Here is a 16,173-nt window from a genome sequence, read left to right as displayed (position 1 = left end):
ATGGTAGTTACCCTGATTTACCCAATCGCGATGGACGACGGTTTACGTTTCGCTATCCGTGAAGGTGGCCGTACAGTTGGTGCTGGTGTAGTAGCTAAAATCATCGCGTAATAGCGACTTTAGTGAACACTGAAAAAGGAAGCTTCGGCTTCCTTTTTTGTTTTTAGGAAAAAAATATCGATTAATTGTTTTTTTTGCCTAAATTGTTACGCTAACTTTACCTGTATTGTTGCGAACAAAGCTGAATAAGAATACAATCTATGGCCGATTTTTGACCCTGTGCTTATGCATTTTCTGGGAAAGCTCGGAAATGCGGATTTGGTAAATATGTTGTTTACCAAGCTAAGCTCAGGTCGTAGTGAGTAACGGAATTAACCGATGACAACAAATACTGAAAACCAGAGTAATTCTTTGGATATCGTTAAGTGGGGCGTAGCAGCATTGCTAATCGCTGCTGCTGTTATAGGCAATCAATTTTACGCAGATGCAAATGTTGTGGCTCGTGTTGCTGGGGTAATTATTGCCTTTGCTATAGCAGGTGTTATCGCATTGCAAACTATCAAGGGTAAGCAAGCATTATCATTTGCCCGTGAAGCACACATTGAAGTGCGTAAAGTAGTATGGCCAACTCGCCAAGAGGCGCTAAACACTACGTTTATTGTACTTGCAGCAACCGCTGTAGTAGCACTGATCCTGTGGGGATTAGATGCGGTATTATTACGAGTAGTCAATTTAATTACTGGCGTATAGGCATCTAAAATGACTGAAGCTACAGAAGCAAAAAAAAGATGGTATGTAATTCAAGCCTTTTCGGGCTATGAAGGCCGTGTGCTTAAAACACTGCTTGAACATATCAAAATGCACAACATGGAAAACTACTTCGGTGAGATCTTAGTTCCTACTGAAGAAGTGGTCGAAATGCGTGCAGGTCAGCGTCGTAAAAGCGAACGCAAGTTCTTTCCTGGTTATGTATTAGTCCAAATGGAAATGAACGATGACAGTTGGCACTTAGTAAAGAGCATTCCACGTGTAATGGGCTTTATTGGTGGAACCTCAGACCGTCCAGCGCCTATTTCTGATAAAGAAGCCGATGCTATTCTTCAGCGTCTGCAAGACACAATTGAGTCACCGACTCATCGTGTTATGTATGAACCTGGTGAAGTTGTGCGTGTGTGTGATGGTCCATTTGCTGACTTTAACGGCACTATTGAAGAAGTTGATTACGACAAAAACCGCGTGAAGGTTTCTGTTATGATTTTCGGTCGTTCAACACCAGTAGAGTTAGATTTTCATCAGGTCGAAAAGAGCTGATTAAAATAACTACAAATAAATATTGTTTGCGGGTGCGTATTTTAATATAATTCGCACCCGTTGTTTTCAGGGGAGCAAATTGGCATGTCGCCGAGATGCGTTTGAACCCAAATTGAGGAAATGTCGACATGGCAAAGAAAATTGAAGCTTATATTAAGCTACAAGTAGCAGCCGGTGCTGCAAACCCGTCTCCACCAGTTGGTCCTGCTTTAGGTCAAAAAGGTGTGAACATCATGGAATTCTGTAAAGCATTCAACGCTCGTACTGAAAAGTTCGAGAAAGGCATGCCAATTCCTGTTGTTATCACTGTATATAACGACCGTTCTTTCACTTTTGAAACTAAGACTCCACCTGCGTCTTTCCTACTGCTTAAAGCAGCAGGTCTGAAATCAGGTTCTGGCCGTCCTAATACTCAAAAAGTAGGAACTATCAAGCGTAGCGCAGTTCAGGAAATCGCTGAATCTAAAGCAGCTGATATGACTGGTGCTGACATTGAAGCGATGACTCGCTCAATTGAAGGTACTGCACGTTCAATGGGTTTGGTAGTAGAGGACTAATATAATGGCAAAGCTAACTAAGCGCGCTCGCGTAATCCGCGAAAAAGTTGATGCAACTAAACAGTACGACATCAACGAAGCAGTAGCACTTTTAAAAGAACTAGCAACTGCTAAGTTTTTAGAAAGTGTTGACGTAGCTGTTAACCTTGGTATCGATCCTCGTAAATCAGACCAAAACGTGCGTGGTGCTACTGTACTACCACACGGTACTGGTCGTGACGTTCGTGTTGCTGTATTCACTCAAGGTGCAAACGCTGAAGCTGCTAAAGCTGCTGGCGCTGAACTTGTGGGTATGGAAGATTTAGCTGAACAAGTTAAAGCTGGCGAAATGAACTTCGACGTTGTTATCGCATCACCAGACGCAATGCGCGTTGTTGGTATGTTAGGTCAGATCTTAGGCCCACGTGGTTTAATGCCTAACCCTAAAACTGGTACTGTAACGCCTAACGTTGCAGAAGCAGTTAAGAATGCTAAAGCTGGTCAAGTTCGTTACCGCAACGACAAAAACGGTATTATCCACACTACTATCGGTAAAGTGGATTTCACTGTTGAACAGTTAAGAGACAACTTAGAATCGTTAGTGTCTGCATTGAAAAAGGCTAAGCCTGCAGTTGCAAAAGGCATTTACGTGAAAAAAATTAGCATCTCTACCACTATGGGTGCAGGTGTTACTGTTGACCAAGCTAGCTTGGAAGACATTAAGTAATTTTACAAAATGCGCGCACTAGTCTATAATGCGCGCACTTTGTGGGTTGAAGCTCATTCTATCCAATATTGACCTAATTATTTAGGTTTGTTGAGTAGCAATAGAGCTTCCGTCCAAGACCGCAGGTGTCAATCGTAAGGTTCACTTAATTTCCTGCGTAGACGGTGTCAGGCCCCAGCTAAATTTTTTTACTGGAATATCTGCACCGTTAGTAACTAAGCACATGTTGTGCTTAGTTTGGTAAATTCTAGGGGTATTCCCTAGGTAGAATCCAGGAGTAAAGCCAATGGCATTAAGACTCGAAGACAAAAAGGCAATTGTTGCTGAAGTCAACGAAGCTGCCAAAGGTGCACTTTCTGCAGTTGCCGCTGATTCACGTGGCGTAACTGTAGGTGCTATGACTGTTTTGCGTAAAGCAGCTCGCGCTAATGGTGTTTATGTACGTGTAGTACGTAACACTCTAGCTCGTCGCGCTGTTCAAGGTACTGCTTTTGAGTGCCTAGCCGAAACTTTCACTGGCCCAACTTTACTAGCTTTCTCTACTGAGCACCCAGGTGCTGCAGCGCGTCTTTTAAAAGATTTCGCTAAAGAGCAAGCTAAGTTTGAAGTTAAAGGTGCAGCTTTCGAAGGGGAATTTATCCCTGCAGCTGATATTGATCGTTTAGCGAAACTACCAACATACAACGAAGCACTAGCTCAGTTAATGATGACTATGAAAGAAGCATCTGCTGGCAAGTTCGTTCGTACATTGGCCGCCCTTCGCGATCAAAAACAAGACGCCGCTTAATTTTAAGTCGGCCGCTTAATCAAATTGAATTCAGAACAATAGGAAATATTTCTTATGTCTATCACTAAAGACCAAATGTTAGAAGCTTTTGCAGCAATGTCTGTAATGGAAGTTGTTGAACTAATCGAAGCTATGGAAGAGAAATTCGGCGTTTCTGCTGCTGCTGCAGTAGTTTCTGGCGGCGGCGATGCTGGTGCAGCTGCTGAAGAACAAACAGAATTCGACGTAATTCTTACTTCACACGGTGCTAACAAAGTTGCTGTAATTAAAGCTCTTCGTGGCGCTACAGGTCTAGGCCTGAAAGAAGCTAAAACTATGTCAGAATCTTCGCCAATCGCTGTTAAAGAAGCGGTAAGCAAAGAAGAAGCTGAAGCGCTTAAAGCTGAGTTAGTAGCAGCTGGTGCAGAAGTTGAAATCAAGTAAGCTATAGCTTACTTGCTCACCCAAGTAATTGGGTGAAGGCTGGCGGTTTTTTAACCGTCGGCCTTTTTTGCGCTCTATGCGCAGGCGATTTTTTATTCACCGTTTATCGCCAGTTTTAGCAGTTCCTAGCAGAGATTACTGGTTAGGTTCTTGCGACAACGGTGACGGGCAAACGCGCTGATTTATATTAAAAAATTAATGTATTTCAGTCTTGGTCACATCTCGTAAGCAGAGGAAACCCATGGTTTACTCCTATTCTGAAAAGAAGCGTATTCGCAAAGACTTTGGTAAGCGTCCAAAAGTTTTGGACATCCCTTATTTATTGTCTATCCAGTTAGACTCTTTTAAGAAGTTCACCGATCAAGACCCTACGGGTGAGCGTGGCTTAGAAGCTGCATTCCGTAGCGTTTTTCCTATCAAGAGCTTTTCTGGTTATTCTGAGCTGCAATATGTCAGTTATAAACTAGGTGAGCCAGTTTTTGATGTGAAAGAATGTCAGATCCGCGGTGTAACTTATTCAGCACCACTACGCGTTAAATTACGCATGGTGTTGTTTGACCGTGAAGCTGCTGCTGGCACTGTTAAAGACATTAAAGAACAAGAAGTCTACATGGGTGATATCCCATTGATGACTGATAACGGTACTTTCGTTATCAACGGTACTGAGCGTGTTATCGTTTCTCAGTTACACCGTTCTCCAGGCGTGTTCTTTGATCATGACCGTGGTAAAACCCACTCTTCAGGTAAGGTGCTGTATAACGCACGTATTATTCCTTACCGTGGTTCATGGCTTGACTTTGAATTCGATCCTAAAGATGCTTTATTCGTCCGTATTGACCGTCGTCGCAAATTACCAGCAACGATTATCCTACGTGCGCTTGAATACTCTACTCAGGACATCTTAGATTTATTCTTTGAGCGTATTGAGTTTAAGATCAAGAAAGACTCACTTGTAATGGCACTTGTGCCTGACCGTTTACGAGGCGAAACAGCAAGCTATGACATTAAAGATGCTGAAGGCGCTTTATTGGTTGAAGCTGGCCGTCGTATTACTGCGCGTCATATTAAGCAACTTGAAAAAACCAACACAACTGAGCTTGAAGTGCCAGTTGAATACATCGTTGGTAAGTATGCTGCACAAGACTATATCGATGAAGATACAGGTGAAGTATTAGTTACTGCTAACAGCGAGATTACCTTAGAAGATTTAGCTAAGTTATCACTTGCTGGTATTAAGAACATTGATACATTATTCATCAATGATCTTGATCATGGTGCTTATATTGCCGACACATTACGTATCGATTCTACAACTAACCGCTTAGAAGCATTAGTTGAAATCTACCGTATGATGCGTCCTGGCGAGCCACCAACCAAAGATGCAGCTGAAGGTTTATTCCAAAACCTATTCTTCAGTGAAGAACGTTATGACTTATCTAAAGTAGGTCGTATGAAGTTCAACCGTCGTCTTGAGATTGCTGAAGATGAAGGTCGCGGTGTGTTGTCTAAAGAAGACATCGTATCGGTAATGAAGAAAATCATCGAAATCCGTAATGGCTATGATGAAGTCGACGATATTGACCACTTGGGTAACCGTCGTATTCGTAGTGTTGGTGAGATGGCTGAAAACCAATTCCGTGTTGGTTTAGTCCGTGTTGAGCGTGCTGTTCGTGAGCGTCTATCTTTAGGCGATTTAAACGAGCTTATGCCACAAGACTTAATTAACGCTAAGCCAATTTCTGCGGCAGTGAAAGAATTTTTCGGTTCTTCACAGTTGTCTCAGTTTATGGATCAAAACAACCCGCTATCAGAAGTGACGCATAAGCGTCGTATTTCTGCACTTGGCCCAGGTGGTTTGACTCGTGAACGTGCTGGCTTCGAAGTTCGTGACGTACATCCAACTCACTACGGTCGTTTATGTCCAATTGAGACCCCTGAAGGTCCAAACATTGGTCTAATCAACTCGTTAGCAAGTTTTGCACGTACTAACTCTTATGGTTTCTTAGAAACACCTTACCGCAAAGTGGTTGAAGGTGTAATTACTGACGAAGTTGAATACTTGTCAGCAATCGAAGAAGGCCGTTATGTTATTGCTCAGGCAAACATTGAAGTTGATGCTGCTGGCCGCATGGTTGAAGAACAGATTGCGTGTCGTCACAAAGGTGAATCTACCTTTATGCGTGCTGCAGATGTGCAATATATGGACGTATCTCCACAGCAGATTATTTCTGTTGCGGCATCGCTTATTCCGTTCTTAGAACACGATGATGCTAACCGTGCATTGATGGGTGCAAACATGCAACGTCAAGCCGTTCCTACTCTACGTGCTGATAAGCCGTTAGTGGGTACTGGTATTGAGCGTACTCTAGCGGTTGACTCTGGCGTTGTTGTAGTTGCTAAGCGTGGTGGTGTGGTTGATTATGTCGATGCAAGTCGCATTGTAATCAAAGTAAATGAAGATGAGCTACGCGCAGGCGAAGCGGGTATCGACATTTATAACCTCACTAAATATACCCGTTCAAACCAAAATACTTGTATTAACCAACGTCCAGTTTGTTTTGCTGGTGAACCAGTAGTTCGTGGTGACGTGTTAGCCGATGGTCCTTCTACGGATCTTGGTGAATTGGCTCTTGGCCAAAACATGCGTATCGCGTTCATGCCTTGGAACGGTTATAACTTCGAAGATTCGATCTTAATTTCTGAGCGCGTAGCGCAAGAAGATCGTTTCACTACTATCCATATCCAAGAGCTTTCTTGTATTGCTCGTGATACTAAATTGGGTAGCGAAGAAATCACTGCTGATATTCCAAACGTAGGCGAGTCTGCTTTATCTAAATTAGATGAATCAGGTATTGTTTATATTGGTGCAGAAGTGAAGGGTGGCGACATTCTTGTGGGCAAAGTAACACCAAAAGGTGAAACTCAGCTGACGCCAGAAGAGAAACTACTCCGAGCTATTTTTGGTGAGAAAGCATCTGACGTTAAGGACAGCTCATTACGTGTACCTAACTCAGTGAAAGGCACCATCATCGACGTACAGGTATTTACCCGTGACGGCGTTGAAAAAGACAAGCGCGCGCTTGAAATTGAAGAAATGCACGTACGCCAAGCTCGTAAAGACTTAGGCGAAGAGTTCAAGATCCTTGAAGAAGGCGTATTGAGCCGTGCACGTAACTTGTTACTGTCTGTGGGTTATTCTGAAGCTAAATTAGCTGAAATCCCACGTAAAGACGTATTAATACAAGTTATCGATGACGAAGCAAAACAAACTGAATTAGAGCAGTTAGCTGAACAGCACGAAGAGCTAAAAGCTGACTTTGATAAAAAGTTTGAAATTAAACGTCGTAAGATCACTCAAGGCGATGATTTGGCACCTGGCGTACTGAAGATTGTTAAGGTTTACCTTGCAGTTAAGCGTACTATCCAGCCTGGTGACAAAATGGCCGGTCGTCATGGTAACAAGGGTGTAATCTCTAAGATTTGTCCTGTTGAAGATATGCCATACGATGAAGAAGGTAATCCAGTAGACATCGTACTTAACCCATTGGGCGTACCATCGCGTATGAACATCGGTCAGGTACTTGAAGTCCACATGGGCGCAGCCGCTAAAGGTATCGGTAATAAAATTACTGCAATGCTAGAAGAGCAGCGTGAAATTGCCGTACTTCGTGATTACATCAAACAAGTCTACGAATTAGGTGACGACGTGCTTCAGCGTGTTGATATCGATTCGTTCTCTGATGATGAAGTGGTGCGTCTGGCTACTCACCTGAAAGGTGGTATTCCAATTGCAACACCAGCATTCGATGGTGCTAAAGAGAAAGAGATCAAGCAGATGCTTGCTCTTGCAGGCTTACCTGAGTCTGGTCAGTTGACATTATGTGACGGCCGTACCGGTAACGAATTTGAGCGTAAAGTAACCGTTGGTTACATGTACATGCTCAAACTGAACCATTTAGTTGATGACAAGATGCACGCCCGTTCAACCGGTTCGTACAGCTTAGTGACTCAACAACCATTGGGCGGTAAAGCTCAATTCGGTGGTCAGCGTTTCGGTGAGATGGAAGTGTGGGCACTTGAAGCATACGGTGCAGCTTATACTCTACAAGAAATGCTAACAGTTAAGTCAGATGACGTTAACGGTCGTACTCAGATGTATAAAAACATCGTCGACGGTAACCATCAGATGCACCCAGGCATGCCTGAGTCTTTCAACGTATTGTTGAAGGAAATCCGTTCACTTGGTATTAATATCGAGTTGGACCAAGAGTAAGCATCGCACTTAAGCAATGTTTGGTAACCAAGGGTGCTTTGCATCAGCAAAGCACCTGGTTTAACTCCTTCAGGAGAGAAACGTGAAAGACTTATTAAAGTTTCTTAAACAGCAAAGTAAGACTGAAGAATTTAACGGAATCAAAATTGGTTTGGCCTCGCCAGATCTAATCCGTTCTTGGTCTTTTGGTGAAGTAAAGAAGCCAGAAACCATTAACTACCGTACATTCAAACCTGAACGTGAAGGTTTGTTCTGTGCGCGTATTTTTGGTCCGGTTAAAGATTACGAATGTTTGTGTGGTAAATACAAACGTTTAAAGCACCGTGGTGTGATTTGTGAAAAGTGTGGCGTAGAAGTTACCCAGACTAAAGTGCGTCGAGAGCGCATGGGTCACATTGAATTGGCTAGTCCAGTTGCCCACATTTGGTTCTTAAAATCACTTCCATCTCGTATCGGCTTAATGCTTGATATGACGTTGCGTGATATTGAACGCGTACTGTATTTCGAATCATTTGTTGTTATCGAGCCTGGCATGACCACGCTTGAACGCGGCCAAATGCTAACCGAAGAAACGTATCTTGATGCGTTAGAAGAATACGGTGACGAGTTTGAAGCTAAGATGGGTGCTGAAGCAGTTCTTGAATTGCTACGCGCGATCAACTTAGCAGAACAGATCGAACAAATGCGTGAAGAGTTGCCTTCAATTAACTCTGAAACCCGTCGTAAGAAGGTCACTAAACGCCTTAAGCTGATGGAAGCATTCTTCACATCTGGCAACAAGCCAGAGTGGATGATCTTAAAAGTATTACCGGTTCTTCCACCTGATCTACGTCCATTAGTGCCGTTAGACGGTGGTCGTTTCGCGACGTCAGATCTTAACGATCTATACCGTCGTGTGATTAACCGTAACAACCGCTTAAAGCGTCTGTTAGATTTAGCTGCGCCTGACATTATCGTACGCAACGAAAAGCGTATGCTACAAGAGTCAGTTGATGCGCTATTAGATAACGGTCGTCGCGGTCGTGCTATTACGGGTTCTAACAAGCGTCCGCTGAAATCTCTTGCTGATATGATCAAGGGTAAGCAAGGTCGTTTCCGTCAGAACTTACTTGGTAAGCGTGTTGACTATTCTGGCCGTTCGGTAATTACCGTAGGACCAACTTTACGTCTGCATCAGTGTGGTCTTCCTAAGAAGATGGCACTTGAGCTATTCAAGCCATTCATTTACGGCAAGCTAGAAGCGCGTGGTTTAGCGACTACGATTAAAGCTGCTAAGAAAATGGTTGAACGCGAACAGGCTGAAGTATGGGATGTGTTAGACGAAGTGATTCGTGAACATCCAGTTATGCTTAACCGTGCACCAACACTTCACAGACTAGGTATTCAAGCATTTGAACCTGTTCTGATTGAAGGTAAAGCAATTCAATTGCACCCGTTAGTTTGTGCGGCATACAACGCCGACTTCGACGGTGACCAAATGGCGGTTCACGTTCCATTAACGCTTGAAGCTCAGTTAGAAGCTCGTGCGCTAATGATGTCAACCAACAACATTTTGTCACCTGCTAACGGTGAGCCTGTAATTACACCGTCTCAGGACGTGGTATTAGGTTTGTACTACACCAGCCGTGAACGTATTAATGGTCTCGGTGAAGGTATGGTTTTCTCTTCAGTATCTGAAGTTGAAAAAGCTTATGCTGTAGGTGTAGCTGAATTACACGCTCGCGTAAAAGTACGTATTACTGAAACGCACATTGCTGAAGACGGCGAAAGAACAAAAGCAACACGTATCGTAGATACAACTGTTGGTCGCGCGCTTTTATCGTTAATTCTGCCTGAAGGCTTATCTTATGATTTGGTTAACCAAAACATGGGTAAGAAGCAGATTTCTAAGCTATTGAACACCTGTTACCGTCAATTAGGCCTTAAAGATACGGTTATCTTTGCTGACCAATTGATGTATACCGGTTTCCGTTTTGCAACCATCTCTGGTGCCTCTGTTGGTATCGATGACATGGTTATTCCAGACGAAAAATATACCTTAGTTGCTGACGCTGAAGCTGAAGTGCTTGAAATTCAAGAGCAGTTCCAGTCAGGTCTTGTTACTGCTGGTGAGCGTTACAACAAAGTTATCGATATCTGGGCAAGCGCAAACGAAAAAGTATCTAAAGCGATGATGGAAAACCTGTCAACTGAGACAGTGATTAACCGTGATGGCGTTCCTGAGCAACAAGCTTCGTTTAACAGCATCTATATGATGGCTGACTCGGGCGCTCGTGGTAGTGCTGCACAGATCCGTCAGTTAGCGGGTATGCGTGGTTTGATGGCTAAGCCTGATGGCTCAATCATCGAAACCCCAATTACAGCTAACTTCCGTGAAGGTCTAAACGTACTACAGTACTTTATTTCTACTCACGGTGCGCGTAAAGGTCTTGCCGATACCGCATTGAAGACAGCTAACTCGGGTTACTTAACTCGTCGTTTAGTTGACGTTGCACAAGACTTAGTTGTTATTGAAGATGACTGTGGTGTTGAACATGGTCTAACAATGAAACCGCTTATTGAAGGTGGTGATGTTGTTGAGCCATTACGCGAACGTGTTCTAGGTCGTGTTGTTGCTCTAGACGTAATGAAGCCAGGTACTGATGAAGTCCTTGCTCCACGCAACACGCTTCTTGATGAAGCATGGTGTAATACGTTAGAAGAACACAGTATTGACGAAGTGATTGTACGTTCTGTAATTACCTGTGAAACAGACTTCGGTGTGTGTGCAGCGTGTTACGGTCGTGACTTGGCTCGTGGTCATATTATTAACCACGGTGAAGCTATTGGTGTTGTTGCAGCACAGTCAATCGGTGAACCTGGTACACAGTTAACCATGCGTACGTTCCACATTGGTGGTGCGGCATCTCGAGCTTCTGCAGAAAACAACGTTCAAGTTAAGAACGCAGGTTCTCTGAAGTTACACAATGCTAAGCATGTTTCTAACATCGACGGTAAACTGGTTATCGTATCTCGTTCTTCTGAATTAGCCATCATTGATGAGCTAGGTCGTGAGAAAGAGCGTTACAAAGTGCCTTACGGTACCGTACTAGAAGTATTGGAAGATTGTGAAGTTACAGCTGGCCAGATAATCGCTAACTGGGATCCACATACTCACCCAATTATCTCTGAAGTAGCGGGTAGCGTTAAGTTTGTTGACATGATTGATGGCGTAACCATGACACGTCAAACTGACGAGTTAACTGGTTTATCATCTGTTGTTGTACTAGAAATTGGTGCACGTACTTCAGCTGGTAAAGAACTTCGCCCAGCAATTCGCCTAGTTGATGCTGACGGTAATGACTTAATGATCCCTGGTACAGAAGTACCAGCTCAGTACTTCTTGCCTGGTAACGCGATTGTGTCGAAAGACGATAACGCGAAAATCAACGTTGGTGACGCGTTAGCACGTATTCCACAAGAATCGTCTAAAACACGCGACATCACCGGTGGTCTACCACGTGTTGCTGACTTATTCGAAGCGCGTAAGCCAAAAGAGCCAGCAATTCTTGCTGAAATCTCTGGTACTATCTCGTTCGGTAAAGAGACTAAGGGCAAACGTCGTCTAGTGATTACCCCAGCTGATGGCGGCGATCATTATGAAGAGATGATCCCTAAGTGGCGTAACTTAAACGTGTTCGAAGGTGAAAAAGTCGAACGTGGTGAAGTTATTGCTGACGGTCCAGAAGCGGCACATGACATCTTACGTCTTCGTGGTATCCACAACGTAGCAAACTACATTGTGAACGAAGTACAGGACGTTTACCGTCTACAGGGCGTAAAGATCAACGACAAGCACATCGAAGTTATCATTCGTCAAATGCTGCGTAAGTGCTTAATCAGCACCGCAGGTGACAGTGATTTCTTAGCTGGCGAACAAGTTGAAGTCGCGCGCGTTAAGATTGCTAACCGTGAGCTAATCGCTCAAGGCAAAGCACCTGCTACGTTCGAACGTGAATTACTGGGTATTACCAAAGCATCTTTGGCTACTGAGTCATTCATATCAGCAGCATCGTTCCAGGAAACCACTCGTGTGTTAACTGAAGCGGCCGTTGGTGGTAAGAGCGATCCATTACGTGGTCTGAAAGAAAACGTAATCGTTGGTCGTTTGATCCCTGCTGGTACCGGTTATGCTTACCACAAAACTCGCAATGAAGAACGTGCTAAAGCAGCAAGTTCGAAAGGCAAAGTGGAAGCGACAACTGTCACTGCAAGCGAAGCTGAACAGAACCTAGCAGATCTACTAAACTTGGCAGGTAGCCAAGATTAAGTTAGCGTTTTGTTAAAAAAAGGCGCCAATGGCGCCTTTTTTATTGGAATTTGCACGAAAAGTTGGCTATTTCTTGACAGATAGCCATTACCTTTCTAAAATTCCGCGTCCCATCATTGTGGGATATAGATTTTTCACACCTAATTGTTGAGTTTAAATCAACTGTCGGAGCTATACATGGCAACTGTAAACCAGTTGGTACGTAAGCCACGCGCGCCAAAAGTCGAAAAGACTAATGTGCCTGCGTTGAACGCGTGCCCACAAAAACGTGGTGTTTGTACTCGTGTGTACACTACAACACCTAAAAAACCTAACTCTGCACTACGTAAAGTAGCTCGTGTGCGTCTAACTAACGGTTTCGAAGTAACTTCGTACATCGGCGGTGAAGGCCATAACTTGCAAGAGCACAGTGTAATCCTAATCCGTGGTGGTCGTGTTAAAGACTTACCTGGTGTGCGTTACCACACTGTTCGTGGCGCATTAGACTGTGCTGGCGTGACTTCACGTCGCCAAGGCCGTTCTAAGTACGGTGCTAAGCGTCCTAAGTCTTAACGTATCCCGTTTAAGTAAGGCCAAGCTAGTATTTATTTGACATTCCAGTTTTGGAAATACCTGAAGCATACGGAGAATTGATATGCCAAGACGTCGCGTTGTAGGACAACGTAAAATCCTACCAGATCCAAAGTTTCACAGTGAGTTGTTGGCTAAGTTCATCAACGTCATTATGCAAGACGGCAAAAAGTCGACTGCAGAAAAAATTATCTACAAGGCGTTAGATGTTGTCGCTGAAAAGAAAAGCGAAAATCATTTAACAATCCTTGAAGCAGCTCTTGATAACGTTCGCCCTTCAGTCGAAGTTAAATCTCGTCGCGTTGGTGGTTCTACTTATCAAGTACCATGTGAAGTTCGTCCAGTGCGTCGTAACGCACTAGCGATGCGCTGGTTAGTTGAAGCTGCTCGCAAGCGTGGTGAAAAATCTATGGCTCTACGTCTAGCAGGTGAAATGCTAGATGCGTCTGAAAACAAAGGTACTGCTGTTAAGAAGCGTGAAGACGTGCATCGCATGGCTGAAGCTAACAAAGCCTTTGCTCATTACCGTTGGTAATATAATGGAGCGGGCTTTGGCCCGCTCCATATTGTTGATATTGCTAAGACCAAAAGTTTTAGCTGAGAGGGTATAAATAGTGGCTCGTACAACCCCAATTGAGCGTTATCGTAATATCGGTATTGTAGCTCATGTGGATGCAGGTAAAACTACCACAACAGAACGTGTTCTGTTCTATACCGGTATGTCTCATAAAATCGGTGAGGTGCATGACGGCGCCGCCACGACTGATTGGATGGTACAAGAGCAAGAACGTGGTATTACTATCACTTCTGCTGCTGTGACCACCTTTTGGCGTGGTATGGAAGCTCAATTCGCTGAACATCGAATTAATATCATCGATACCCCAGGTCACGTAGACTTCACTATTGAAGTCGAGCGTTCATTGCGCGTATTAGATGGAGCCGTAGTTGTATTCTGTGGCTCTTCAGGCGTTGAACCGCAATCTGAAACCGTATGGCGTCAAGCTGACAAGTACCACGTTCCGCGTATGGTATTTGTTAACAAGATGGACCGTGCAGGTGCAGATTTTGACCGAGTAATAAAACAAATTCGTAACCGCCTTGGTGCGACTTGTGTGCCGATCCAATTAAACATTGGTGCAGAAGAGAACTTCAAGGGTGTTATTGATTTAATTAAGATGAAAGCTATTAACTGGTCTGAATCAGATCAGGGAATGACATTCACTTATGAAGACATTCCTGCAGATCTCGCAGCAAAAGCTGCCGATATGCATGAGTATCTCGTGGAAGCAGCAGCTGAAGCCTCAGATGAGCTGATGAACAAATACCTTGAAGAAGGTGAGTTATCAGAATCTGAGATTAAAGCAGCTCTGCGTCAGCGCACAATTAACAACGAGATCGTACTAGCAACCTGTGGTTCTGCATTTAAGAACAAAGGTGTGCAGGCGGTTCTTGATGCGGTTGTCGACTTCTTACCATCGCCAATTGACGTACCTGCAATTAAAGGTATTGATGAAGACGAGAATGAAGTTGAACGTCCGTCAGATGATAATGCACCATTTGCTGCATTAGCATTTAAAATTGCGACTGATCCATTCGTTGGAACACTTACCTTTATCCGTGTGTATTCCGGTGTACTTGAGACAGGTTCAGGCGTTTATAATTCTGTTAAACAGAAACGTGAACGTATTGGTCGAATGGTGCAAATGCACGCTAACGACCGTACTGAATTAAAAGAAGTACGTGCAGGTGATATAGCAGCGGCTATAGGTCTAAAAGATGTTACAACCGGTGATACTCTTTGCGATAATGATCACAAAGTGATTCTTGAACGCATGGAGTTCCCAGAACCCGTGATTACCATAGCCGTTGAGCCTCGCTCGAAAGCTGACCAGGACAAAATGGGTATTGCGCTGCAAAAATTAGCAGCAGAAGATCCATCTTTCCGTGTTGAAACTAACGAAGAGTCTGCTCAAACACTAATATCGGGAATGGGTGAGCTACACTTGGATATTATCGTAGACCGAATGCGTCGCGAATTCAGTGTGGAGTGTAACGTAGGTAAACCTCAGGTAGCCTATCGTGAGACTATCCGTTCGAAAGTAGAAGTGGAAGGTAAGTTCGTACGTCAATCTGGCGGACGTGGACAGTTTGGCCATGTTTGGCTAAGACTTGAACCACTCGAAGAGGGTGCGGGCTACGAGTTTGTCAATGAAGTCGTTGGTGGTGTTATTCCTCGTGAATACATACCTGCGGTTGACAAAGGTATTCAGGAACAGATGAAAAACGGCGTATTAGCTGGATATCCTGTTCTTGATGTGAAGGTCACATTATTTGACGGTTCATATCATGATGTGGACTCGAATGAAATGGCGTTCAAAATTGCAGGTTCAATGGGCTTCAAACAGGGTGCGCTAGAAGCAAACCCCGCGTTGCTCGAACCTTGTATGAAAGTAGAAGTAACTACACCTGAAAATTATATGGGCGATGTTGTTGGTGACTTAAACCGACGTCGTGGCATAATTGAAGGTATGGACGATGGCATCGCAGGTGTTAAACTCGTTCATGCGGTAGTGCCTCTATCTGAAATGTTTGGTTATGCAACTGATTTGCGCTCTGCATCTCAGGGTCGTGCTTCTTACTCTATGGAGTTTTATAAGTACACAGATGCACCGCAAAACATTGCAAAAGCGATTATAGAATCTCGTAACTAATATCGGTTACGGCATCAATGTTATATTGCTCGAATTAATCGAGCACTTCTGAAAAGAAAGGAATTTATCGTGGCAAAAGCTAAATTTGAACGTAAAAAGCCTCACGTAAACGTAGGCACCATCGGTCACGTTGACCATGGTAAAACAACTCTTACAGCAGCTATTTCAGCTGTATTGTCTAAGACTTATGGTGGTGAAGTTCGTAACTTCGCACAAATCGATAACGCTCCAGAAGAGCGTGAGCGCGGTATTACCATTAATACTTCTCACATCGAATATGACACACCAGCACGTCACTACGCGCACGTAGATTGTCCAGGTCACGCCGATTATGTTAAAAACATGATTACTGGTGCTGCACAGATGGACGGCGCGATTTTAGTAGTAGCAGCGACTGACGGCCCAATGCCACAGACTCGTGAGCACATTCTACTTTCACGTCAGGTAGGTGTACCTTTCATCATCGTATTCATGAACAAATGTGACATGGTAGATGACGAAGAATTACTAGAATTAGTAGAGATGG

13 protein-coding genes are annotated in these 16,173 nt (G+C 43.9%); all 13 read left to right on the top strand.

Going from position 1 to position 16,173, the window contains the following annotated elements; genetic code table 11:
* A partial coding sequence (locus ACROAE_RS19905) for a hypothetical protein (protein WP_432405835.1) occupies positions 1–111 on the top strand: 111 nt, incomplete at its 5' end.
* A gap of 267 nt (positions 112–378) precedes the next feature.
* Positions 379–750: a preprotein translocase subunit SecE gene (secE, locus tag ACROAE_RS19900; RefSeq protein WP_160056469.1), complete on the top strand. Its 372-nt coding sequence runs from the start codon at positions 379–381 to the stop codon at positions 748–750.
* Between the two features lie 9 nt (positions 751–759).
* Positions 760–1,311, top strand: coding sequence for a transcription termination/antitermination protein NusG (nusG, locus tag ACROAE_RS19895; protein WP_432405831.1), 552 nt, complete (start codon positions 760–762; stop codon positions 1,309–1,311).
* 128 nt (positions 1,312–1,439) lie between these two features.
* On the top strand, positions 1,440–1,868 hold the full coding sequence (gene rplK / locus ACROAE_RS19890) for a 50S ribosomal protein L11 (RefSeq protein WP_188843830.1): 429 nt from the start codon (positions 1,440–1,442) through the stop codon (positions 1,866–1,868).
* A gap of 4 nt (positions 1,869–1,872) precedes the next feature.
* Positions 1,873–2,574 carry a 50S ribosomal protein L1 gene (gene rplA / locus ACROAE_RS19885; protein WP_432405826.1) on the top strand — a complete coding sequence of 234 codons (702 nt, stop codon included), beginning with the start codon at positions 1,873–1,875 and terminating at the stop codon, positions 2,572–2,574.
* 286 nt (positions 2,575–2,860) lie between these two features.
* On the top strand, positions 2,861–3,361 hold the full coding sequence (gene rplJ / locus ACROAE_RS19880; protein WP_432405822.1) for a 50S ribosomal protein L10: 501 nt from the start codon (positions 2,861–2,863) through the stop codon (positions 3,359–3,361).
* A gap of 54 nt (positions 3,362–3,415) precedes the next feature.
* Positions 3,416–3,784, top strand: a complete 369-nt coding sequence (gene rplL, locus ACROAE_RS19875) for a 50S ribosomal protein L7/L12 (RefSeq protein ID WP_432405817.1) — start codon at positions 3,416–3,418, stop codon at positions 3,782–3,784.
* Between the two features lie 241 nt (positions 3,785–4,025).
* The gene (gene rpoB / locus ACROAE_RS19870; RefSeq protein WP_432405812.1) at positions 4,026–8,057 is read left to right on the top strand and encodes a DNA-directed RNA polymerase subunit beta; all 4,032 of its coding nucleotides are present in this window, start codon (positions 4,026–4,028) and stop codon (positions 8,055–8,057) included.
* A gap of 82 nt (positions 8,058–8,139) precedes the next feature.
* On the top strand, positions 8,140–12,366 hold the full coding sequence (gene rpoC / locus ACROAE_RS19865; RefSeq protein WP_432405809.1) for a DNA-directed RNA polymerase subunit beta': 4,227 nt from the start codon (positions 8,140–8,142) through the stop codon (positions 12,364–12,366).
* Positions 12,367–12,543: 177 nt separating this feature from the next.
* Positions 12,544–12,918: a 30S ribosomal protein S12 gene (rpsL, locus tag ACROAE_RS19860; protein WP_101033703.1), complete on the top strand. Its 375-nt coding sequence runs from the start codon at positions 12,544–12,546 to the stop codon at positions 12,916–12,918.
* A gap of 82 nt (positions 12,919–13,000) precedes the next feature.
* Entirely contained in the window at positions 13,001–13,471 is a 471-nt protein-coding gene (gene rpsG, locus ACROAE_RS19855) for a 30S ribosomal protein S7 (RefSeq protein ID WP_160056453.1), read from the top strand.
* Positions 13,472–13,550: 79 nt separating this feature from the next.
* Positions 13,551–15,647, top strand: a complete 2,097-nt coding sequence (gene fusA / locus ACROAE_RS19850) for an elongation factor G (RefSeq protein WP_432405803.1) — start codon at positions 13,551–13,553, stop codon at positions 15,645–15,647.
* A 69-nt stretch (positions 15,648–15,716) separates the two neighbouring features.
* The coding region (locus ACROAE_RS19845) for a GTP-binding protein (protein WP_432405800.1) at positions 15,717–16,173 on the top strand (457 nt) is incomplete at its 3' end.

The organism is Shewanella sp. MF05960 (assembly GCF_050849305.1).
GTDB lineage: Bacteria > Pseudomonadota > Gammaproteobacteria > Enterobacterales > Shewanellaceae > Shewanella.
This window is presented reverse-complemented; position numbering and strand designations above follow the sequence as displayed.